Genomic DNA, 20656 nt, shown 5'->3' on the forward strand with positions numbered 1-20656 from the left:
CGGGCAAGCGACGGTGACCGCGTTCATCCGCGCGAGGTGAGGAGTTCGGTCGTGGTCGCTGTGGCACAGCCGCGGTTCGGGGTGTGGGCGGTCGTCTACGGGTCGTGGGGCCCGTTCGATCATCCGGACGATCCGGTGGACGCAAGCTGGGAACGCAACCGGCGGCTGATCGTCGAGGCCGACCGGCTCGGTTTCGATTCGACGCTCATCGCGCAGCACGTGGTGAACCCGTTCGGCGACGAACTGGACCAACTGGAGACATGGACGTCCGCGGCGGCGCTCGCCGCGCTCACCGAGCGGATCGAGATCATCGCGGCGATCAAGCCGTATCTCGTGCACCCGGTGGTGCTGGCCAAGCAGGCGCTGCAGATCCAGGAGATCAGCGGCGGCCGGTTCGGGCTGAACCTGGTCAACGCCTGGTTCAAACCGGAGCTGGCACGAGCTGGCATCCCGTTCGCCGAGCACGACGAACGGTACGAGTACGGCCGCGAGTGGATCAGCGTCGTGCGCGGACTGCTGGCCGGCGAGCGGGTTTCGTTCGAGGGCAAGCATTTTCACGTCGACGGGTACCAGCTGCGTCCCGCTGGTTCGTCGCCGACGGTGTATGTCGGAGGCGAGTCGGACCCGGCGCGAGCGCTGGTGGCGGACAAGGCCGACGTGTGGTTCATCAACGGGCAGCCGCGGGAGAACGTCGCCCGGTTGATCGAGGACGTCGCGGCCCGCCCGCGCGTCGGCCCGCCAGTCCGATTCGGACTGTCCGCGTTCGTGGTCGCTCGCGAAACCGACGCCGAGGCGGAAGCGGAACTGGCGGCGTTGTGGGAACTGGCCGAGGCGGGCAAGGCGCGCTGGGAGGCGCTGGTGGCGGACGCCGATCCGAAGGCGGTGATGTTTCAGACGTTCGCGAAGTACCCGCACATAGGCACGAACGGCGGCACCGCAGCCGGTCTGGTGGGCAGTTACGACACCGTCGCGCAGCGGATCCGCGAGTGGGCTGACCTGGGAATCGAGACGTTTATGCTGCAATTTCAGCCCTTCGAAGCGGAGATGCGGCGGTTCGCCGAGCACGTGATCCCCCGCGTGCGCTTGACTTCAAGCAAGCTTGAACTTGCACGGTAGGTGCATGTTCACCGACGCAGAACTCAGCTACCTGGCCGACCAGCCGCTCGCCCGGGTCGCCACGCAGCAGCCGAACGGAACCCTGCAGGTCAGCCCGGTCGCGTTCTCCTGGAATCCGGAGACGCGGACCATCGACGTGTCCGGGTACAACCTGACCAACAGCAGGAAGTACCGCAACGTCGAGGCCAATGGCCAGGTCGCCATCGTGATCGACGATCAGCCCTCGACGAAGCCCATGCGCATCCGCTGCTTGGAGATCCGGGGCCGCGCGGAAGCCGTGCCGGACGCTTTCGCACCGGACGGCCACCTCGACGGCGCGGTCATCCGCATCTACCCGCAGCGCATCATCAGCATGGGCATCGACGACCCGGACCGCGAACCGCTCGAGGTGAAGCCGAACAACCGGAACGTCTGAAGGCACGCCAGTCCGCAGTCCCGCCCCTGCCCGGGGGAGGGGCGGGGCTGCGCCTGGCTTCACCGATCCACTGGCTCTCAACGACGAGCACCCGCCACCGTGTACGCCGCTGTGCCCGCCGCGAACAGCAGCCCGGCCGTCCACCACGCCGCGGTGGAATCTGCTGCCGCCATCGGCCAGGCCACGATGTCGTGGGCCTGTCCGGCGGTTCTCGGAACAAACACCGCTGTCATCGCCCAGACCAACGGCAGCGTCCAGCCGAACTGACCGCCGAACAGCGTGGCCGCCAGCCCGGTGAGGCCGAGGAGCCCGGCCGCGTTGCGGAGGATCCAACCGGATTCCATCGGGTGTTCGACAAAGCCTTGTGCCGCAAGCATTACTCCTCCGGCCACCGCACCGATCAGCAGGAGGTGCACTAGCCGTCGGGGCGGCCAGCGGAAGGAGGCCGTGCGGTCCAGGTCGAGGTCTTGCCCGCTGAGGCCCACGCCCGCCACCGCGACCGCGGCGCCGAGGCTGATGGTCGCGAAGAAGTTCGACCAACTATCGCCCAGCAGCGGCGGGAGAACGGCGGCGCAGAGCAACACCGCCACCAGTGCCACCGCGAGGTGGCGCGAACGCACGTACAGCGCTGTCCACCGCATTAGCGCGCACCGTCGGTGAGAATCTTCAACGGGTCGCCGGTGCAGGTCAGCTCCGCCTGCCGAGCCGCGCCGATCCGTGCGGTCTGCTCCGCCTCCGGCACCGCCTTCAAGGCCGCCCACGCTGAGTCCGTCGAGGGCTTCAGCGGAGGCTGCCGCTGCGAAGACGGCGGCGCGTACGAGCCGACCAGCCACTGCGCCATCACCCAGCGCGCAGCGTCCTCCCGGTCGTTCTGCTCGCCGCCGTAGGACGCGGCGTGGCAGGGCATTGTCCCAGCGCCGCTCAGCAGCACCATGGTGAGACTCGGGCCGCTTTCGTGCCACAGCGCATAGGAGTCCTTCTGCATCAGCAGCCGGGACGGATCTCGCGGGCCGACCTTGGTGTTCCAGAACGACTCCGCCGACTCCTCGATCCGGGTCGGATGGTTCGGCAGTTTCTCCAGATACCGCAAGGCTTCCTTGCCCGGACCGGCCACAGTGGACAGCCAATCCTCGTGCAGGCGCGTGACGCACACCGGGCCGTCGCAGACGAGGGCGGATGCCGTCTTGTCCGGGACGTAGTTGTCCGTCGACCAGGCGGGGAAGAGCGGCAACGCCACCGCCAGCCCGGCCGCCACCGGGAGCAGCGCGAGCACCTTGGTGCGCGCCGAACCGGCCAGCAGCAACAGGATTCCCGCGACGGTGAGCCCGAGCAGCCAGCTCAGCTGTCCGAGTTCCACCGCGGGGCTCGGCAGGTCGAACGGACCGTGCGGCTGCACTTGCCCGATCCCCAGCAGCACCATCGCGTTCGGTCCCGCTCCGTTCATGCCCGACACCTGCGCGAAGAGCCCGCCTGCCAGCGCGAGCACGGCGAGCACCGGGGCGGTGATCGGATACGGCAGGAGACGTCCGAGGCCGAGCCCCAGCGCCACGCCGGCCACCACGGACAGCACGCCGAGCACCAGTTGCATCACCCACGACGTGGTGAACAGCCCGTCTTTCGCGATCACCTGCCCGACCCCGGCCGCGACGAGCACCAGATAGCCCGCCACCGCGCTGAGCCCGAGGGCGAGACCGAGCGTGGCGGCTCGCTGCCCCGCGGGCCGGGGCGTGGAGCCGAACAGTTCGCCGACCCCGGCACGGGCGTCCCGCATGCCCTGGATCGCCGCGGCTCCGACGATGATCGGCCACATCAGCACCAGCAGGTAGCGCGGCCACCGCACCGCGGTCAGCCACGTCGCGTTCCAGGCCGCGGAATTGGAGCTCCACGGTCCACGCGAAAACAGGAGCAGACTAAGGCTCACCGCCAGCATCGCGACCGGCACCCAGGGAGCGATGGTGCGCCGGAGTTCGATCCGGAACACGCTCATCACCAGGCCCCCTTCCCCTGTGCGTGGCCGAGCAGGGCCGAATAGCCGCGCTCGATCGGGCTGTCGCCGACGTCCGCCTCGCTGCCCGCCCCGGCCAGATCGGCTGGCGTGCCCTGGAAAACCAGCTTTCCGTCGGCGAACAGGACGACGTCCGAGCACGCCGCGGCGACGTCTTCGACCAGATGCGTGGACACGACGACGCACGCGTCCCGGCCGATTTCCTGCAGCAGTACCCGGAAACGCAGGCGCTGCGCCGGATCGAGCCCGGCGGTGGGTTCGTCGAGCAGCAGGAGCACCGGGTCGTTCACGATCGCCTGCGCGATGCCGACGCGGCGGACCATGCCGCCGGACAGGGTCTTCATTTTGTCTTCGGCGCGCTCGGCGAGACCGACCCGCTCGATCGCGCGCTGCACCGCACCAGGCACCTCACGCTTGGGCATTTCCTTGAGCCACGCCAGGTACTCGACGAACTCGCGGACAGTGAACCGCTTGTAGTACACGAAGGTCTGCGGCAGGTATCCGATCCGCCGACGCAGGCCGCGCTGCTCGAAGTGCCCCCCGATCGGCTCTCCGAGCAGCGTCAGCTCGCCTTCCGTCGGCCGCAGCACCGTGGCCAGCGTGCGGATCAAGGTGGTCTTGCCCGCGCCGTTCGGCCCGAGCAGCCCGTGCACCCCCGTGCCGAGCGCCAGGTCGATGCCGTCGACCGCCATTTTCTTGCGGCCGACCCGTACTTTGAGCGCCTGGGCTTGGATTTCCCAGGCGTAGGTCGCTGGAGCGACCTCGGCGGCTTCCACAGCCCGCATCGGTGTCCCCTCTCGTTTCCGTCAGTGATGCGCAGCAAGCTGCGTGAAGGTGTTCCGGCGAAGCACTACGAACACGGCCGCGACGGCGGCGGCCGCCAGCCAGCCCGGCCAGGCGGCGACCTCCAGCAGTGCCGAGCCCCCGAACGCGACGCTCGGCACCACCAGTGCGCCGAGCCACAGGCCGATCAGGATCGACGCCGCCCAGGCGACGCCGATGAACGTGCCGAGTGCGAGGGTCCCCGTGGTGAACGCGAGGCTCGGCAGCAGCCCGAGCCCCATCCGCGCGCCGACCAGCCATCCGGCGAGGAACAGCCCCGCGAGCACCGGCACCACGACCGCGGTGGTCCGCCGCAGGATCAGCTCCAGCCCGGCCCGCGGGGTGGCCGCGGTGAGTTCGTACGACGGATCCAGCCCGCGCGACCACGCCGCCGCCACTCCGAAGACCGGCAGCACAGGGGAAAGCAGCTGCACGAACGACAGCCTGTCGTGCAGTGACCGGTCGAGGTAGACCGACAGCGCGCCGACCACGAGGACCATCAGCAGCCACGGCACCATCACCGGGGTCGCCCAGCAATGCAGCGATCTCGCGACCCGGCGCGGCATCGGCTGCGGTGCGTGCGCCAGGTCCGGCTCCAGCCCGGCCCAGACAGTGTCGAGGAGACCCGCTACCTCAGCGGTGGACGCGCCGGCGAGCCGCGCCCGGCAGTGCGCGCACTTCTCCAGGTGCCCTTCGATCGCCCATGCCTCGTCCCCCGGCAGTGCGCCACCGGCGACGTAACCGGCGAGCATCCGGTCGGATACGTGGTTCATGGCTTGACCTCCTCCGGCCAGTCCTGGTTTCACGACAACGCCTCCCGCATCGCGATCCGGGCGCGGCGGGCCCGGGTTTTGACCGTGCCCTCCGGCAGGTCCAGCAGGATCGCGGTCTCCCGGACCGACAATCCGTCGAGCACCATGGCTTGCAGGACCTCGCGCAGCTCCGGCGCGAGGCTGCGCAAAGCGTCGCCCACCGAATCGCCGACCGTGCCGGCCAGCGCCTCCTCCTCGGCAGCCGGCGCGGACAGCGCCTCCTGCGCCGCGGGAGGCGGATGCGCGTGGTGCGCGCGCCGCCGGTAGGCGTCGATGAGCCGCCGCACCGCGATCGTCCACACCCAGCCCACGGCAGAGCCGCCAGCGACGACGCCCGCGAACGAACCCGCGGCGCGCCACACGGCGAGGTAGGTCTCCTGCATCACCTCCAAGACGATCTGGTCGTCGGAACAGCGGTGCCGCAGGCGAATCGCGAGCCACGGCGACGTGCGGCGGTAGAGCTCCTCGAACGCCGCACGGTCACCGCGGGCGGTGCGCCGGAGGAGATGCTCCTCGTCCGGCTCCCTGGGTGGCTTGTGTCTCACACCCGGCAAGACGCCGCCTCCACGCTTTCGGTTCTCAGAAATGAGTGACGTGGGTCACATTTGCGAACTCGAGGTGATTCGGGCATCGGAGCAATCGTGCCCGGGGGACGCGGGGTGTGCGGGTGGATGGGTGGGGGCTCCGTCCATCGAGTGAGGACTGCGGGGTGTGCGAGGCAGGTCATAAAGCCGCGTGGCGGAGGCACGGGACGGGGAACGCGCTGCGGAAAGCGTCGAGCAGTTGGGGCGGCCAGGACGGAGGCCAAGCAGGCACCGGCAATGAGCGAAGGGCCAAGCGCAGAGCCTCGGTGCAGCGCGAACACACGAGAGCCGACAGCAGGGGCAATCGCGCTTGAGAGACAGCGGGAGTGGGGCCTGCCCGTCAATCGGATGAAGTGGCTGCACGGCGCGCAAGACGGCGCGGCGGAGACACGGGCGCGAGAGCCAGCGGACGAAAGTTCGACCGGAGTGGTGAGCGTGAACGGGTCGAGAGAACGCTCAGCACCGGCGCGGGCGATGAGCAGGACAGCGCGAAACGTGCAAGAAGCGTCCGCCACCGCCAGGAACGACGGTGAGCGCGAGTGCATGACGCACCGCAAAACGACTAGCGCAAAGCGCAGTGACACGCGGAACATGGGCGACAAGCGCGGACTCGACGTCGGCCGAGAAGGCAAGCAGCAAGTCAGAACTTCAGGCAGCCGTCAACCCAGCGCGCGACAGAAACCCAAGCAACTCAAGCCGAAGGCCAGAACTTCCGCCAGCCCTCAGCCTCCAACGTCGCCGGTTCCACCCCGGCCTTTCGCGCCGCGGTCTCCGCCGCCCGGATATCGCGGGCGAACTGCTTCGCCACCGCCCGCAGTTCACCCTCCGGGTCCAATCCGCCTCGACGCGCGGTCGCCGCGGTCCGGAACAGCTGGGCGGGGGCCGAGGTGTCCTGCGGGAACAGGTCCAGTGGGATTCCGGCCCGGCCGCTGCGCTGGCCCAATTTCCCGGCAAGGGCTACGGCGGGCTGACCAAGAGCAACACCGTCCACAATGGACTTACGCTGCTTCTCGGCCTGCTTCAGCTCTTCCCACTTCAGCTCTTGGTGCTCGGCCGTCGCGATGCGGGCCGCGTCGGCGAAGACGTTGGGGTGGCGGCTGACGAGTTTGTCTACCAAGTCGCCCGCGACGTCGTCGATGGTGAAGGGCGCGCGGCCGTGTTCGGCGGCTACGCGGGCGTGGAACAGGACCTGCAGCAGGACATCGCCCAACTCCTCGCGCAAGGCCGCGCGGTCGTTGTCCTCGATGGCTTCCAGCAGTTCGTACGTTTCCTCGACCAGGTACTGCCGCAGGGATTCGTGCGTTTGCCGGGCGTCCCAGGGGCAGCCGCCCGGGGAGCGCAGGCGGTCCATGACCTCGACCGCTTCCACGAGCGGGGGCACGGGCGTTTCGATCAGCCGCGCGCCGGCGGCGAGCATCGCGGCGGCAGTCGGTTCCGTGCGGGAAGCGGCGAGCAGCACGATGTCCGCGAAGGACTGGCCTACCGGCGGGACGCCAAGCTGCGCAGCATCGACGTCGGTCGCGGCGTACACCGCACTGGTGCGAAGCAGGGGCAAGGCAGCCGCGGGCAGGGTCGCGCCGTGGACCAGGACGACGGTGCCGGTCACTGCTGCGCCGGGGCACCGCCGTGCAGCGGCACGGCCACGCCCGTGACCTCGGCCGCGCTCGGGGCGAGGTTCATGCCGACTGCGTCCCACACGCCGTAGCGCGGGTTGATTTTGAAGTCCACGTTGCCAACATACGGCTGGAGCATCCGCACACCGATCGCACCCAGCTGGGCCGCGGTCGGCTGCTGGACCTGGTCGGTGGCGACCTTCGAGTCCGTCGTCCGCTTCCGCACCACGGCGGTGACCCACCAGGTCGGCGCGCTCGCCGGGTTCGGCTGGAACGCGATCGCGGTGTTCGCGGGGACGCCGAACAGCACGGTCGCGGCGTCCTGCGGCGAGGACAGCGCGGGGGCCTGCTGGCCCATGTTGCCCTGGGCGCCGCCGCGGATGTCGGACTGGATCGCGCCCGGGTTGGCCGCGTACTCCTCGGCCTTGGCGATGGCCTGGCTGCGCGCGGTCTTCGGGTCGATCGACGGGGCCTGGCTCTCCGAGGTCGGCGCGCCGATGCTGGTGAAATCGAAGTTCACCGCGAGCGTCGGCAGGTACTTCAGCGCGATCCGCTGCTGCAGATACTGATCGGTGACGGCCTCGCGGTGATCGCGCAGCCGCCAGACGAGCTGGGTGACGGCCGCGGACTGGTCCTGCGTGACGGCCTCGGGCACCGGCGACGCGAGCGGATCTTGTTGCATGGCTTCGGTGACGGTGGCCTCGTCGACCGAAATGCCTTCCTTCTGCGCGGCCTTCACGACGACCTCGTGCAGCAGCGCCTGCCGGACGATCTCGCGCCCGACGAGGTCGAGCTGGTGCCGCGCGGCGAGCTGCCGGGCGTACGGCTGCTCCTGCACGGCGCGGTCGAGCAGCGCCTGGACCTGGTCGATGGTGGTGACCTGACCGTCGACGACCGCGGCGGTGCCCACCTGACTGGGGCCGGTACCGCATCCGGCGAGGAGGAAAGCTCCGGCGAGAACGGCGCCCAGCGCACGGCGGCGCCCCATGATCCGCATCACAGGCCCTACCCTCTCACATGCCCTCGAAACGCAACACCATCGAGGCATTCAGCGGGCTATTGTCGACATATGGACTCTTGGTTGTCGATCGAAGTCCTCGACGGGGCCTTCGCGGCGAGCGCGTGGCAACGCGCTCACGGCGACCGGCTGACCGAGGCCGCGCTGACCAACGGCGCCGAGCAGTGGACGTGGCACGTCCACCACTGGGGCGTGACGCTGGAGATCGAGTTTTCCTCGGAGGAGAAGCGAGATCGCTTCCGGAGCCTGCCCGCGGTGACCGCCGCTCTCGACGCGGTGCCGGACCCGGAACGCGGGCTGCTCGTGTACCCGGGTCGCGGCGGCGGTTCGGGAGCCCGGGTGCCGCGGCGTCCCCGGCCGTTGCCGATGTCCGGCTGCGGTGCGCTGCCGACGCCGCAGGAGGAAGTGTCGTTGCGGCTCGCCACCGCGCAACCGCCGGGGTTCGAGGTCTGTTCGGCTGGCTGAACCGTCTCCCGGTCGGCCACGAAAAGCGCGTCATGACCGAGCGGGCGCGGCAGTACTTCGCCATCGTGATCTCCGCGCGCATCCGATTTCGTACCGCAATGGCGTGGCACAGCCGATCCGGTCAGTTATGCCGCGGCACCCCCGGCCGTTGCCGATGTCCGGCGGTGATGCGTGGCTATGCCCCAGCGCTCACACCGCCGCCGGGGTTTTTGTCAGCTGGCCCAGCAGCTTCGTGCACCAGTCGAGCAGTTCCTGATCCCGCAGCACCGGCGCGCCCATCCGGCCGCCTGCCGGGCCTTCGGTCGGCTTCGGCACCGACACCGTGTTGGTGACTGCCTTGTACAACGCCTTGGGGTACAAGCGTTTCAGCCGCACCAGCTGCGAGTCCATCAACGGCAGCGGCGCGAACCGGATCGTGTTGCCCTGTACCGCGACCTCGGTGACGCCCGCCGCCCGGCAGGTGTGCCGGAACGCCGCGACCGCGAGCAGTCGCGTGACCGGGGCGGGCGGCTGGCCGTAGCGGTCGACCAGTTCCTCGCGGACCGCGTCCAGCGCCGCCGTGTCCGGGGCCGACGCGATCTTGCGGTATGCCTCCAGCCGCAGCCGTTCGCCGGGGACGTAGTCGTGCGGGATGTGTGCGTCCACCGGCAGGTCGACGCGGACTTCGGCCAGTTCCTCGTCCTCCGCCGGCTCCGCGCCCGCGTGCCGCCGGAACGCTTCGACCGCTTCGCCGACCAGCCGGACGTACAGGTCGAATCCGACGCCCGCGATGTGCCCGGACTGTTCTGCGCCGAGGATGTTGCCCGCGCCGCGGATTTCCAGGTCCTTCATCGCGACCGCCATGCCCGCGCCGAGTTCGGTGTTCTGCGCGATGGTCGCGAGCCGGTCGTGCGCGGTTTCGGTGAGCGGCGCCTCCGGCGGGTACAGGAAGTACGCGTATCCGCGCTCGCGGCCACGCCCGACGCGGCCGCGCAACTGGTGCAGCTGAGCGAGGCCGAGCATGTCGCCGCGTTCCACGATCAGCGTGTTGGCGTTGGAGATGTCCAGGCCGGTCTCGACGATCGTGGTGCAGACGAGGACGTCGTACTCGTTCTCCCAGAAGCCCTGGATGATCTTTTCGAGCTTGTCCTCGTTCATCTGCCCGTGCGCGGTGACGACGCGCGCCTCCGGCACCATCTCGCGGATCCGCTTCGCCGCCTTCTCGATCGACGACACCCGGTTGTGCACGTAGAACACCTGGCCGTCGCGCAGCAGCTCGCGCCGGACCGCGGCGCCGACCTGTTTGTCGTCGTAGGCGCCGACATAAGTCAGGATCGGATGCCGGTCTTCGGGCGGGGTGAGGATGGTCGACATCTCGCGAATGCCCGCCAGCGACATCTCCAGCGTCCGCGGGATCGGCGTCGCCGACATGGTGAGCACGTCGACGTGCGTGCGCAGCGCCTTGATGTGTTCCTTGTGCTCCACGCCGAACCGCTGTTCCTCGTCGACGATCACGAGGCCGAGGTCCTTGTACCGGATGCCGGTCTGCAGCAGCCGGTGCGTGCCGATGACGATGTCGACCTCGCCGTCGGCGAGCTGTTCGAGGATCCGGTCCGATTCGGCCTTGTGCGTGAACCGCGAAAGGCCCTTGATGGTGACCGGGAACGACCGCATGCGCTCGGTGAACGTGTTCAGGTGCTGCTGCGCGAGCAGCGTGGTCGGCACGAGCACGGCCACCTGTTTGCCGTCCTGCACCGCCTTGAACGCCGCGCGCACCGCGATCTCGGTCTTGCCGTAGCCGACGTCGCCGCAGATCACGCGGTCCATCGGGACGCCGCGCTCCATGTCCGACTTGACCTCGTCGATGGCCGCGAGCTGGTCGTTGGTCTCGGTGAACGGGAAGGCGTCTTCCAGCTCGGACTGCCACGGCGTGTCCTGGCCGAACGCGTGGCCGGGCGCGGCCTGGCGGGCGGCGTAGAGCTGCACCAGCTCGGCGGCGATCTCCTTGACCGCTTTTTTGGCGCGTGCCTTGGTGTTCTTCCAGTCCGAGCCGCCGAGCTTGTTGAGCGTGGGCAGCTCGCCGCCGACGTAGCGGGACACCTCGTCCAGCTGGTCGGTGGGCACGAACAGCCGGTCGCCGGGCTGTCCGCGCTTGGACGAGGCGTACTCCAGCAGCAGGTACTCGCGAGTGGCGCCGGCGACCGTGCGCTGCACCATTTCCACGAACCGTCCGATGCCGTGCTGGTCGTGCACCACGTAGTCGCCCGCTTTGAGCGCCAACGGGTCGACCGCGCCGCGGCGGCGCGACGGCATCTTCGTGTTCAAGTCCTTTGTGGACGATCCAGCGGTGGCGCCGCGGCCGGTCAGGTCGGCCTCGGACAGCACCACGAGCGCGCGCTCCGGCGAGACGAAGCCCTCCGCGAGCCCGCCGCAGGTGACCGTGACGACCCCGGCGGGCGGCACTTCGGCGAGCACCTCGGCATGCTTCGCCGGGACCTCGGCCGCCATCAACTGCTCGACCGCGCGGCTGGCAGTGCCCTGCCCGGCGACGACGAGCACGCCGGTGCCGCCGGACGCGAGGTGCGCGCGCAGATCGGTCATCGCGCGTTCCAGCTCGCCCCGGTAGGCCGGCGCGGGCTCGATGGCGACGCGATAGACGTCCGGGTCTTCGCTGGTCAGCTGGGTGAGCGTCCACCACGGGCGCTTGGTCTCCTGCGCGTGCGCGGCGATCTCGGACAGCTCGCGGTACGCCGACGCGCCGAGGTCGATCGGGGCCTGCCCGCCCGCCGCGGCGGTGGTCCAGGAGGCTTCGAGGAACTCCTGCCCGGTGCGGACGAGGTCGGCCGCGCGGGCGCGGATCTTCTCCGGATCGGCCAGCAGCACGTGGCTGCCTCGCGGCATCGAGTCGGTGAGCAGAGCCAACTCGCCCTCGCAGAGCACCGGGATGAGCGCCTCCATGCCCTCGACCGGGATGCCGCCGGACAGCTTGGTGAGCATTTCGGCCAGGTGCGCGTCGGCCTCGTACGTGGTGGCAAGCTCGGCCGCGCGCGCCTTGACGCCCTGGGTGAGCAGCAGCTCGCGGCACGGCGGCGCGGTGACCCGCTGGATCTCGCCGGGCAGCGACCGCTGGTCGGCCACCGCGAACGCGCGGATCTCGCTGACCTCGTCGCCCCAGAACTCGACGCGGACCGGATGCTGCGCGGTGGGCCCGAACAGGTCGAGGATGCCGCCGCGGACCGCGAACTCGCCGCGCTTCTCGACCATGTCCACGCGCGTGTAAGCCAGCTCGACCAGCCGTTCGAGCAGGTCCTCGAAGCTCTGCTCCTCGCCGACGACCAGGTCGATCGGCGCGAGCGAGCCGAGCCCGGGGGCCATCGGCTGGATGAGGCTGCGCACGGTGGAGACCACGACGCGCAGTTCCTCGTCGCCGGTGTGCAGCCGGTGCAGCACTTCCAGCCGCCGCCCGACCGTGTCCGCGCGCGGCGAAAGGCGCTCGTGCGGCAGCGTCTCCCAGGACGGGAAGTCGGCCACGCGATCGGGGCCGAGCAGCGCGCTGAGCGACGCGGTCAGCTCGTCGGCCTCGCGCCCGGTGGCGGTGACGGCCAGCACCGGACGGCCCGCGCCGCCGCGCTCGGGGTCTTCGGCCAGCGCGGCGGCCACGAGCTGCCGTACGGCGACAGCGCCTTGCAGTTCGAGCAGCGGGGCGCCGGCGCGCTCGACAACGCCGCGCAGCGCCGGGTCGGGAAGGATGGCTTGGAGGAGTCCGGACAGTACAGCGTCGGTCACCATCCCAGCCTACGTCGCGGCACCGACAGGTTTCCGCTCCCCGGCGATCACCTCCGCCAACAGGGGCAGCTGCCGCTCGACCGCGCCGGGTTCCAGGGAGCCGACGCGCAGCAGGATGTGCTCCGCTCCGGCCTCGGCGTATCGGCGCACAGTCGCCGCGACTTCCGAGATCGGGCCGGTCACGGTCGCCTGGATGGTGCTGATCTGCGCCAGCGACCGCTGATACGTCGCCTGTGCGTAGTCCTCCAGGACGCGCTGGCCGCGCCGCGGATCGGGGTCGACGTAGACGGTCAGGAACAGCGACGGGGTGATCGTGCGATCGCTTGCGGCGCGGATGGTCGCGAGGCCGGAGGCGTAGTCCGCGGGGTCCGGCGGGTATGGGAGCCAGCCGTCGTAACGCAGCGCGGTGCGGCGAAGCGCGGCCGGTGTCGCGCCGCCCAGCCAGATCGGCGGACCGCCGGGGCGCGCGGGCCGGATCGCCGGCGGCAGCCAGTCGTAGTGCAGCACCTTGCCGTGGAACGAGCTCGGCTGGCCGGTCCACAGTTCGCGCCAGAGCGTGACGACGTCGTCCAGATGCGAGAACCGCGTCCGGAAATCGACCCCGGCCAGCTCGAACTCCCGCTCGCTGAACCCGGGGAAGCCCGCGCCGACGCCGACCGCCAGCCGTCCTTCGGAGATCAGGTCGACCGAGGCGAGCGTCATCGCGGTCTGCACCGGATTGCGGTGCGCGGGCAGCAGCACGGCGGTTCCGACGGTGACGCGTTCGGTCGCCTGCGCGACTGCGGTGAGCAGGGTGAGCGGTTCGATCCGCGGCCGGGAAAGCGAGTCACCGGCCCAGATCGACGCGAACCCGAGCCGTTCGGCTTCACGGGCCACTGCGACGAGGGCACGCGGGGTGCCGCCTGCTTCGAGCTGTGCCTGTCCGGCGGGAAGAAGAAGTCCGAATTCCACGCCGTCGACGATCCAGCGAGGCACGGCGTCCCGGCAATTCCCTGCGGGGAATGGCCCGGCATCCGAAACCTAGACAAGAATCGCGCAGGTGCCCACCACGTTCGCCGACGCCTTGCGCGACGCCCGTTCCCGCCGCCGGCTCAGCCAGCTCGACCTCGCGCTGAAAGCCGGGACGACGCAACGCCACGTCAGCTTCATGGAACGCGGCCGTTCGCTGCCCGGCCGCGGCATGGTGGTGCGGGTCGCCGAGGCGCTCGGCCTGCCGCTGCGCGAGCGCAACGCCCTGCTGCTGACCGCCGGATACGCGCCGGTCTACCCCGAAACCCGGCTGGACGACCCCGCGCTGACGCCGGTGCTCGAATCGCTGCGCGCGCTGCTCGCCGGGCACGAGCCGTTCCCGGCGCTGGTCGTGAATCGCTACGGCGATCTGGTCGCGGCGAACGACGGTTTCGCTCTCCTCACCGAGGGTGTCGCGGCGGAATTGCTCGAACCGCCGATCAACGTGCTGCGGCTGGCCTTGCATCCACGCGGGATGGCACCGCGGATCCAGAACTTCGCGGATTGGGCGCAGCACGTGCTCGAACGGCCGCGGCGTGGCCTGGCGCACGGACCTGATCCACGGCATCAGGCGTTGTTGGATGAGCTCACCGGCTATCTGCCGTCGCCTGGTGAACCGTCGGGTGACCACCTCGGGTTCGCTGTGCCGTTGCAGTTGGCCAGTTCGGCGGGCGAGCTTCGGCTGCTTACCGCGATCACGCAGTTCGCTACCGCGGTCGATGTGACGGTCGCTGAGCTGAGTCTCGAAACCTTCCTGCCCGCCGACGCTTCGACAGCCGAGCTGCTCAAGGCGCAACCCAGCCGGTGACCTGCCCCAACGTCAACTCCACACCCGCCCACAGCACCGCCGCACACAGGCTTCCGATAAAGAACCGCCGGTACGACAGTCCGGCAGAACCCGCGACGCGCGGCACGAGAGTGCGTACGCCAGCGAGGCACCGTCCTAGGACGACAGCTGGCACGCCATAACGCGCCACAGTCGCTTCGGCCTTGTCCCACTTCGCTTCGCCGATCCGTTGCCCTACGCGCGACCGACGCAGCTTCGGGCCCCACAGCCGTCCCTCCCAGTACGCGGACTGGTCCCCCGCGAGCGCCGACGCGACGCAGACGGTGAGGGCTGGCCACAGCTGCAAAGTCCCGCGCTGCACAAGGAAACCCATGAGCAGCAAGGTGGACAGCGTCGGCAGCACAATGCCCGGCAACAGCGCTGTCTCGGCCATGATCACCAGCGCACAGATCAGGTAGACGAGCGGCGCGGGAGCGTCAAGAAGTGGCTGAAGCAGGCTGTCCATACCGGTCCAGTCCCGACCGCACCGGCAAGGCCGCGCGGTACACGTACGCCGGCGGCAGGTTCCGCCAAACCACACTGGTGCGTTCGACAACCGCGAAGCGGCTTCGCAGCAACCGTGCGAACCGACGCGCTGGCGGCGTCCACGAGGTGTGCGCGTACGCGAAGGTGGTGAAGCGGCCTTGCGGGGAAAGCACCTCGCAGACAGAGTTCAGTACCGCGGCCTGTGGTGCGGCGTGCATAGCTGTCCACGGCAGGCCGGAGACGACCACGTCGACCGGCGTCGTCACGTACGCAGCGACGTGTTCCGCAGAACCCTCCGCAATGTGCAGCGAAGGGAAGCGTTCGCGTAGCTCCAGTACGAGGTGCGTGTTGATTTCTACCGCGGTGAAGTGCGCGTCGCGCCGAAGCATGCGAAGCAGCACTTCGGTGAAGACGCCCGTTCCTGGCCCCAGCTCTACGACGCTGTGCGCGCTCTCGACGCCCAGCCCCGCCGTCATCACTCCGGCCAGCCGTTCCGAGCTGGCGGCGATCGCGCCGGTCCGCATCGGGTGCCGGAAGAACTCCCTGGTAATCGACATGTTTGCGAAGGTAGGAAGCGCCTCGGTCGTCGCGGATCGGCTCGGTCGGCGGGAAATGTCGTTCGCTCGGAGGACCACGGCCATCCTCCGGAACGACGCGCGCGACGACGGTCTCGCGTTACGTTCGTTTCGTGCGGAGACTGGTCATGTGGGGGCGCAAGCAGCGATGGTTGCTGGACTTGCCGCTGTACGCCGTCTTTATCGCCTTCGGACCCAACATCGCGGATCAGGAGACGTGGCAGATCCGCATGGCTTCGATGCTGTTTCTGTTGCCTCTGTTGCTGCGTCGCCGCTACCCGCGCACAGTCGCGCTCCTGATCCTCATCGGCGTAGCCGTCGTCTATATGAACGAAGTCTGGGCGTATGACCGTGGCCGTGGCGACCTCGCGATGGCGGTCATGCTGTACACGCTCGTCAAAGCCGGTGACAGATGGTTCATCGGCTTCGCGGTAGCTGTCGCCGGGCTGGACACTTTCTGGGGATTCACTTGGGGCGTCAACACCCTGAACCCGACGCTCAGCGTCGTCGGCACAGTGCCGCTGTACTTAGCAGCTTGGGCGCTCGGCGCGTTCTTCCGCACGAAGGAACAACTCGCCGAAGAAGAACGACTGAGAGCGGAGCTGGCGGCGTCCGAGGAACAAGCCCGCAGTCGCGCTTCAGTCGCCGAAGAACGCACAAGGATCGCGCGCGAGCTTCACGACGTACTCGCACACAGCATGAGCGTGATCGTCCTGAACGCTGAAGGAGCGAAGCTCGCACGCCATCACGACCCGGACGCTGTCGACCGTACGCTCGACACCATCAGCAAAACCGGCCGTTCCGCCCTCGCCGAGCTTCGGCGGCTGCTGGAGGTGATGCACGCCGGCGAACCCGCGCGCGCTCCGCAGCCGACGCTCGATCAGTTGCGCACGCTCGTCGAGCAGTCCGGCCGCGATGTCACCCTCGAAGTCAACGGCGACATCGCCGACCTGCCCGCCGGTGTCGCGCTTCAGGCGTACCGCATCGTCCAGGAGGCCCTGACCAACATGCTCAAACACGCGCCGCCCGACGCGACCGGCCGGGTCCGGGTCACGTTCGCCGGTCCGGAAGTCCGCGTCGAAGTCACCAACTCCGGCGGACGCCAACCAGTCGCGGCGGGGCTGCCCGGATCCGGGCGCGGGCTCACCGGCATGGCCCAGCGCGTCGCGATGTACCACGGCAAGCTCGAAACCGGCGCGCTCCCGGACGGCGGCTACCGCGTCTCGGCGACACTGCGGACGGACGCCGCATGACGTCCGTGCTGATCTGCGATGACCAGGAACTGGTGCGCGTCGGGCTGCGGATGATCGTCGACAGCCAACCCGACCTGAAGGTGGTCGCCGAGGCGGGCGACGGCGCGGAAGCCGTCGAACTCGCCCGCGCGCACCGCCCGGACCTCGTGCTGATGGACGTCCGGATGCCAGTCCTCGACGGCGTCGCGGCCACCGCGCAGATCTGCGCCGAGCTCCCGGACACCTCGGTCCTGGTGATCACGACGTTCGACCTGGACGAGTACGCCTACTCCGCCCTTCGCGCCGGAGCCAGCGGATTCCTGGTCAAGGACGCGCCGTCGGACGAGATGCTGGTGGCGATCCGGGGCGTGCTGCGCGGCGACGCGATGGTGTCGCCGTCGGTGACGAAACGCCTGCTAGACCGCTATCTCAGCGCACACCGGACACCGCTGGACGAGCAGAAACTGGAGACGCTGACCGAACGCGAGAAGGACGTGCTCGGCCTGATCGCGCGCGGATTGTCGAACACCGAGATCGCCGGGACGCTGTTCATCGGCGAGACGACGGTGAAGACGCACGTCGGACGGTTGCTCAACAAGCTCGGGCTGCGGGATCGGGTGCACGCGGTCGTGTTCGCGTATGAATCCGGATTGGTACGTCCAGGCGGCTGAATCGGGGCATGCTGGACCCATGCGTCTCGTCGCGGTGCTCGCCTCCGTTCTGCTGCTCGCCGCCTGCGCGGCCGCGCCAGCGAGCGCCCCAGCGAAGCCGGAGCCCGGCCGCTTCGCCGTGCAGGAGGTCGCGGACGGCCTCGAACACGGCTGGGACGTCGCCTTCCTTCCCGACGGATCGCTGCTCGTGCCGCAGCGCCCCGGCAAGCTCGCGCTGATCCGCGACGGCCGGAAGACCGACGTGCGCGCCGATTTCTCCGACGTCCTCGTGCAGGGCGAAGGCGGCCTGATGGGCCTGGTCCTGGCGGCGGATTTCGCGACGTCGCGCGAGTTCACCACCTGCCAGACGCACCAGGAAAACGGACGCGCGGTGGACGTCCGGCTTGTCACGTGGCGGCTCGCCGACGACGGCGCCAGCGCGGCCAAGGTGCGCGACCTGCTGACCGGTCTGCCGGTGAACCCGAGCGGACGGCATTCCGGCTGCCGCCCAACGCTCGCTCCCGATGGCGCGCTGCTCGTCGGCACCGGCGACACCGCGCGGTCCACGGTGGCGCAGGACCGGCACAGCCTCGGCGGCAAGGTGCTGCGGATCGACGCGAAAACCGGGGAACCGTTTCCCGGCAACCCTTTCCTGTCGTCCACCGATCCGAACGAACGCCGGATCTATACCTACGGCCACCGGAACGTGCAGGGCGTCGCGATTCGGCCGAGCACCGGGCAGGTGGTCACCTCCGAACACGGACCGGCGTTCGACGACGAGGTGAATCTCCTGCGGCCAGGCGGGAATTACGGCTGGGATCCGTCGAAGGGCGGCACCGATGCCAGCTACGACGAGAGCGTGCCGATGACCGACACCACCCGGTTCCCGGACGCGGTTCGTCCACTGTGGACCAGCGGGCAGATCACCGAAGCGACCAGCGGCGACGCGTTCCTCACCGGCAAACAGTGGGGCGCGAACGAAGGCGCGCTGGTCGTGGTGGCACTGAAGGGACAGAAGCTTTTGCTGCTGCACCTCGACGCCGCAGCGAAGGTCACCGGAGTCACGCTGCCTGCCGAATTCAATGACAAGTTCGGCCGGTTGCGCGCCGCCCGAAGCGGACCGGACGGCGCGCTGTACGTGACGACTTCCAACGGCAGCAACGACAAAGTGCTGCGGGTGACGCCGGGCTGAGGTCAGCCGACGTACGCGCCGCCGTTCACGTGCACGACCTGGCCGGTGACGTGTCCGGCCTCCGCGGAAGCCAGGAAACGCACCACCTCGGCGACGTCCTCCGGTTTGCCCGCGCGTTTCGTCATCGTGTTCTCGACCAGCCGCTCCTGACGTTCGGCGGAGAGCTTGCCGCGAAAGAACTCGGTGTCCACGATCAGCCCCGGCGCGACGATATTCGCGGTGATCCCCCGCTGGCCGAATTGGCGCGCGGTTTCGGTATTCCACACTTCCACCGCGGCTTTCGCCCAGCCGTACGATTCAGCGCCGGTGTGCCCGGCGATCGAGCCGATGGTGACGATGCGGCCGTGATCGGCCAGCCGCTCCCCCAGCGCCGACGTCACGAACGCGGCGGAGAACAGATTCGCCCGGATGTTGGCCGTCCAGGCGGCATCGAGCGCTTTCAATCCCTGACCGTCGGAGCGCAGGAAATCCGTGTTCCCACCAGCGTTGTTCACCAGCACGTCGACCCGTTCCGGCAACTGTTCGCCAGCCGCCTCGACCGCCTCGGGATCGCTCGCGTCGAAGCTCACTGCACGCGCGCCGAGCAGCGTCGCCGCCTCGGTGAGCACGTCCTCGCGTCGTCCGGTGATCGTGACCCGATCGCCGTCCCGGACAAACGCCGCGGCGATCGCGTATCCGATTCCGGCGCTGCCCCCGGTCACCACTACGTCCCGATTCATCCCACGTCCTTTATTGCTAAAGTACCTCTTGTGGACGACGGTACCGGCGGCGGGGAAAACCCGTCAAGCGACGAGGTGGACGAGATTCAGCAGGCGTGGCTGCGGGAGCGGCCGGGCACGCCGGTGTCGTCCATCGGCGTGATCACGCGGATCTGGCACATCGCGAAACTGCTGGAGGACGACCGGCGCGCGACGATGCTGGAACTCGGGATGGACGCTTCCACCCGCACCCTGCTCAGCACGCTGCGCCGCGCCGGGCCGCCGTACCGGCTCAGCGCGGGAGAACTCGCGAAACGCTGCCGGGTCAGCGCGGGCGCGATCTCCCAGCAGACCGCCCGCGCCGAACGCGACGGCCATGTCCGCCGGGTGAAGTCCACTTCGGACCGTCGCGGGGTGTACGTCGAGCTGACCGAGGCCGGCCACGAGCTGATCGAGCGAACCGTCGGAGATCTGCTGGAGCACGAGGAAACCCTGGTCTCCGCGCTGTCCCCGGCCGAACGCGATCAGCTGGCCGATCTCCTGCGCATCCTGCTCTCGGACCTCGACCGGCGGGCGCGGAGGTAGGGTGGCGGACATGCCCACCATCGACAAAGTCGCCTGGCTGCACGTGGTCGACGGCAAGCTGCTCGCCGCGCGTTCCGCGGGCAAGGACACCTGGTACCTGCCCGGCGGGAAACGCGAAGAAGGCGAGTCGGACGTCGAGACGCTGGTCCGCGAGATCGCCGAGGAACTGAGCGTCACGCTGGATCCGGCGTCCGCGCAGCTGGCCGGAGCCTGGGAAGCGCAGGCGCACGGCAAAGCGGACGGCGTCGTGGTGCGGATGACTTGCTACACCGCGGAGTACACCGGCGCACTGAAGCCGAGCAGCGAGATCGAGTCATTCGGCTGGCTCGCCCACGCCGACCGCGACCGGGTGTCGGCGACGGTCCAGCTGATCCTCGACGACCTGCACGCCCAAGGAAAATTGGTCTGATGCTGCGGCTCGGGACAACGGTTCTCGGAGTCGCCGACGTCGACCGCGCGATGCGGTTCTGGTCCGAGGCGCTCGGTCTCGCCGAGGACCCGGAATGGGCGAGCGAGTCGTGGCGGACGCTGGCCCACCCCGGCGGCGCGCACGCACTCGGTCTGATGCGCAGCGAGTCGCCCGCCGAACCGAAGCCGCGGCTGCACTTGGACCTCTACACCGACACCGCGGACGAGCAGCGCGCCGAGGTGGAACGCCTGGTCGGGCTGGGCGCACAACGGGTCGATTGGGCGCACTACCCGCCCGAGCCGGACTTCGTCGTCCTCGCCGACCCGGACGACAACCTGTTCTGTGTGGTGGATCTGAGCAACGCGCCGTCCGGCAGCTGA

At 69.4% G+C, this 20656-nt stretch carries 22 protein-coding genes; 10 read left to right on the plus strand and 12 right to left on the minus strand.

What is annotated here, in order from left to right:
• Nucleotides 1-51: 51 nt before the first annotated feature.
• Nucleotides 52-1116 carry an LLM class flavin-dependent oxidoreductase gene (locus ABD156_RS28305; protein ID WP_344280220.1) on the plus strand — a complete coding sequence of 355 codons (1065 nt, stop codon included), beginning with the start codon at nucleotides 52-54 and terminating at the stop codon, nucleotides 1114-1116.
• Nucleotides 1117-1120: 4 nt separating this feature from the next.
• A complete protein-coding gene (locus ABD156_RS28310) occupies nucleotides 1121-1531 on the plus strand; it encodes a PPOX class F420-dependent oxidoreductase (protein ID WP_344280223.1) in 411 nt (136 codons plus the stop codon).
• Nucleotides 1532-1608: 77 nt separating this feature from the next.
• On the opposite strand, the gene ABD156_RS28315 is transcribed toward ABD156_RS28310, so the two are convergent.
• From ABD156_RS28315 to ABD156_RS28345, 7 genes are all read right to left on the minus strand, one after another.
• Nucleotides 1609-2172 carry a hypothetical protein gene (locus ABD156_RS28315; RefSeq protein ID WP_344280226.1) on the minus strand — a complete coding sequence of 188 codons (564 nt, stop codon included), beginning with the start codon at nucleotides 2170-2172 and terminating at the stop codon, nucleotides 1609-1611.
• A complete protein-coding gene (locus ABD156_RS28320; protein ID WP_344280229.1) occupies nucleotides 2172-3518 on the minus strand; it encodes a hypothetical protein in 1347 nt (448 codons plus the stop codon). The genes ABD156_RS28315 and ABD156_RS28320 overlap by 1 nt, the downstream gene beginning before the upstream one ends.
• Entirely contained in the window at nucleotides 3518-4321 is an 804-nt protein-coding gene (locus ABD156_RS28325) for an ABC transporter ATP-binding protein (RefSeq protein ID WP_344280232.1), read from the minus strand. The genes ABD156_RS28320 and ABD156_RS28325 overlap by 1 nt, the downstream gene beginning before the upstream one ends.
• Before the next feature lie 21 nt (nucleotides 4322-4342).
• Nucleotides 4343-5131, minus strand: coding sequence for a zf-HC2 domain-containing protein (locus tag ABD156_RS28330; protein WP_344280235.1), 789 nt, complete (start codon nucleotides 5129-5131; stop codon nucleotides 4343-4345).
• A 29-nt stretch (nucleotides 5132-5160) separates the two neighbouring features.
• Nucleotides 5161-5715 (minus strand): RNA polymerase sigma factor, encoded by a 555-nt coding sequence (locus ABD156_RS28335; RefSeq protein ID WP_344280238.1) that lies wholly within the window; start codon nucleotides 5713-5715, stop codon nucleotides 5161-5163.
• A 730-nt stretch (nucleotides 5716-6445) separates the two neighbouring features.
• The gene (locus ABD156_RS28340; RefSeq protein ID WP_344280241.1) at nucleotides 6446-7360 is read right to left on the minus strand and encodes a nucleoside triphosphate pyrophosphohydrolase; all 915 of its coding nucleotides are present in this window, start codon (nucleotides 7358-7360) and stop codon (nucleotides 6446-6448) included.
• Nucleotides 7357-8355 carry a SurA N-terminal domain-containing protein gene (locus ABD156_RS28345; RefSeq protein WP_344280244.1) on the minus strand — a complete coding sequence of 333 codons (999 nt, stop codon included), beginning with the start codon at nucleotides 8353-8355 and terminating at the stop codon, nucleotides 7357-7359. The genes ABD156_RS28340 and ABD156_RS28345 overlap by 4 nt, the downstream gene beginning before the upstream one ends.
• An 81-nt stretch (nucleotides 8356-8436) precedes the next feature.
• Between ABD156_RS28345 and ABD156_RS28350 the strand changes: the two genes are divergently transcribed.
• Nucleotides 8437-8850: a hypothetical protein gene (locus ABD156_RS28350; RefSeq protein WP_344280248.1), complete on the plus strand. Its 414-nt coding sequence runs from the start codon at nucleotides 8437-8439 to the stop codon at nucleotides 8848-8850.
• 189 nt (nucleotides 8851-9039) lie between these two features.
• Here the strand turns inward: ABD156_RS28350 and mfd are convergent, their stop codons facing one another.
• Together mfd and ABD156_RS28360 are read right to left on the minus strand one after the other, a co-directional pair.
• Nucleotides 9040-12618: a transcription-repair coupling factor gene (gene mfd / locus ABD156_RS28355; protein ID WP_344280251.1), complete on the minus strand. Its 3579-nt coding sequence runs from the start codon at nucleotides 12616-12618 to the stop codon at nucleotides 9040-9042.
• A gap of 6 nt (nucleotides 12619-12624) precedes the next feature.
• Nucleotides 12625-13590, minus strand: coding sequence for an LLM class flavin-dependent oxidoreductase (locus ABD156_RS28360; RefSeq protein WP_425546117.1), 966 nt, complete (start codon nucleotides 13588-13590; stop codon nucleotides 12625-12627).
• 64 nt (nucleotides 13591-13654) lie between these two features.
• Between ABD156_RS28360 and ABD156_RS28365 the strand changes: the two genes are divergently transcribed.
• Nucleotides 13655-14431, plus strand: coding sequence for an MmyB family transcriptional regulator (locus ABD156_RS28365; protein WP_344280254.1), 777 nt, complete (start codon nucleotides 13655-13657; stop codon nucleotides 14429-14431).
• On the opposite strand, the gene ABD156_RS28370 is transcribed toward ABD156_RS28365, so the two are convergent.
• Nucleotides 14409-14915 carry a DedA family protein gene (locus ABD156_RS28370; RefSeq protein ID WP_344280257.1) on the minus strand — a complete coding sequence of 169 codons (507 nt, stop codon included), beginning with the start codon at nucleotides 14913-14915 and terminating at the stop codon, nucleotides 14409-14411. The two genes, ABD156_RS28365 and ABD156_RS28370, sit on opposite strands and share 23 nt — an antisense overlap.
• Nucleotides 14887-15492 carry a class I SAM-dependent methyltransferase gene (locus ABD156_RS28375; protein ID WP_344280260.1) on the minus strand — a complete coding sequence of 202 codons (606 nt, stop codon included), beginning with the start codon at nucleotides 15490-15492 and terminating at the stop codon, nucleotides 14887-14889. The genes ABD156_RS28370 and ABD156_RS28375 overlap by 29 nt, the downstream gene beginning before the upstream one ends.
• 146 nt (nucleotides 15493-15638) lie before the next feature.
• Here ABD156_RS28375 and ABD156_RS28380 point away from each other — a divergent pair, with 146 nt between their 5' ends.
• The 3 genes from ABD156_RS28380 to ABD156_RS28390 are packed head-to-tail and all read left to right on the plus strand — an operon-like array spanning nucleotide 15639 to nucleotide 18584.
• Nucleotides 15639-16763, plus strand: a complete 1125-nt coding sequence (locus ABD156_RS28380) for a sensor histidine kinase (RefSeq protein WP_344281227.1) — start codon at nucleotides 15639-15641, stop codon at nucleotides 16761-16763.
• Entirely contained in the window at nucleotides 16760-17413 is a 654-nt protein-coding gene (locus ABD156_RS28385) for a response regulator (RefSeq protein ID WP_344280263.1), read from the plus strand. Before ABD156_RS28380 ends, ABD156_RS28385 begins: the two co-directional genes overlap by 4 nt.
• A 19-nt stretch (nucleotides 17414-17432) precedes the next feature.
• A complete protein-coding gene (locus ABD156_RS28390; protein ID WP_344280266.1) occupies nucleotides 17433-18584 on the plus strand; it encodes a PQQ-dependent sugar dehydrogenase in 1152 nt (383 codons plus the stop codon).
• Nucleotides 18585-18586: 2 nt separating this feature from the next.
• Here ABD156_RS28390 and ABD156_RS28395 read toward each other — a convergent pair whose 3' ends face one another.
• Nucleotides 18587-19303, minus strand: a complete 717-nt coding sequence (locus tag ABD156_RS28395) for an SDR family NAD(P)-dependent oxidoreductase (RefSeq protein WP_344280269.1) — start codon at nucleotides 19301-19303, stop codon at nucleotides 18587-18589.
• Nucleotides 19304-19333: 30 nt separating this feature from the next.
• Between ABD156_RS28395 and ABD156_RS28400 the strand changes: the two genes are divergently transcribed.
• From ABD156_RS28400 to ABD156_RS28410, 3 genes are read left to right on the plus strand one after another with little or no spacing between them, the layout of a single operon-like run.
• Nucleotides 19334-19867 carry a MarR family winged helix-turn-helix transcriptional regulator gene (locus tag ABD156_RS28400; protein WP_344280272.1) on the plus strand — a complete coding sequence of 178 codons (534 nt, stop codon included), beginning with the start codon at nucleotides 19334-19336 and terminating at the stop codon, nucleotides 19865-19867.
• Nucleotides 19868-19877: 10 nt separating this feature from the next.
• A complete protein-coding gene (locus tag ABD156_RS28405; RefSeq protein WP_344280274.1) occupies nucleotides 19878-20276 on the plus strand; it encodes an NUDIX hydrolase in 399 nt (132 codons plus the stop codon).
• Complete coding sequence (locus ABD156_RS28410; RefSeq protein ID WP_344280276.1) at nucleotides 20276-20656, plus strand: VOC family protein; 381 nt, start codon at nucleotides 20276-20278, stop codon at nucleotides 20654-20656. The genes ABD156_RS28405 and ABD156_RS28410 overlap by 1 nt, the downstream gene beginning before the upstream one ends.

This window comes from Amycolatopsis albidoflavus (assembly GCF_039525725.1).
Taxonomy (GTDB): domain Bacteria; phylum Actinomycetota; class Actinomycetes; order Mycobacteriales; family Pseudonocardiaceae; genus Amycolatopsis; species Amycolatopsis albidoflava.

Bases quoted from the DNA above. Each gene is read 5' to 3' on its own strand.
- ABD156_RS28310 (WP_344280223.1), top strand. From the start codon at position 1,121: ATGTTCACCGACGCAGAACTCAGCTACCTGGCCGACCAGCCGCTCGCC.
- ABD156_RS28315 (WP_344280226.1), bottom strand. From the start codon at position 2,172: ATGCGGTGGACAGCGCTGTACGTGCGTTCGCGCCACCTCGCGGTGGCA.
- ABD156_RS28320 (WP_344280229.1), bottom strand. From the start codon at position 3,518: ATGAGCGTGTTCCGGATCGAACTCCGGCGCACCATCGCTCCCTGGGTG.
- ABD156_RS28325 (WP_344280232.1), bottom strand. From the start codon at position 4,321: ATGCGGGCTGTGGAAGCCGCCGAGGTCGCTCCAGCGACCTACGCCTGG.
- ABD156_RS28330 (WP_344280235.1), bottom strand. From the start codon at position 5,131: ATGAACCACGTATCCGACCGGATGCTCGCCGGTTACGTCGCCGGTGGC.
- ABD156_RS28345 (WP_344280244.1), bottom strand. From the start codon at position 8,355: ATGGGGCGCCGCCGTGCGCTGGGCGCCGTTCTCGCCGGAGCTTTCCTC.
- ABD156_RS28350 (WP_344280248.1), top strand. From the start codon at position 8,437: ATGGACTCTTGGTTGTCGATCGAAGTCCTCGACGGGGCCTTCGCGGCG.
- mfd (WP_344280251.1), bottom strand. From the start codon at position 12,618: ATGGTGACCGACGCTGTACTGTCCGGACTCCTCCAAGCCATCCTTCCC.
- ABD156_RS28370 (WP_344280257.1), bottom strand. From the start codon at position 14,915: ATGGACAGCCTGCTTCAGCCACTTCTTGACGCTCCCGCGCCGCTCGTC.
- ABD156_RS28375 (WP_344280260.1), bottom strand. From the start codon at position 15,492: ATGTCGATTACCAGGGAGTTCTTCCGGCACCCGATGCGGACCGGCGCG.
- ABD156_RS28380 (WP_344281227.1), top strand. From the start codon at position 15,639: ATGTGGGGGCGCAAGCAGCGATGGTTGCTGGACTTGCCGCTGTACGCC.
- ABD156_RS28385 (WP_344280263.1), top strand. From the start codon at position 16,760: ATGACGTCCGTGCTGATCTGCGATGACCAGGAACTGGTGCGCGTCGGG.
- ABD156_RS28390 (WP_344280266.1), top strand. From the start codon at position 17,433: ATGCGTCTCGTCGCGGTGCTCGCCTCCGTTCTGCTGCTCGCCGCCTGC.
- ABD156_RS28395 (WP_344280269.1), bottom strand. From the start codon at position 19,303: ATGAATCGGGACGTAGTGGTGACCGGGGGCAGCGCCGGAATCGGATAC.
- ABD156_RS28405 (WP_344280274.1), top strand. From the start codon at position 19,878: ATGCCCACCATCGACAAAGTCGCCTGGCTGCACGTGGTCGACGGCAAG.
- ABD156_RS28410 (WP_344280276.1), top strand. From the start codon at position 20,276: ATGCTGCGGCTCGGGACAACGGTTCTCGGAGTCGCCGACGTCGACCGC.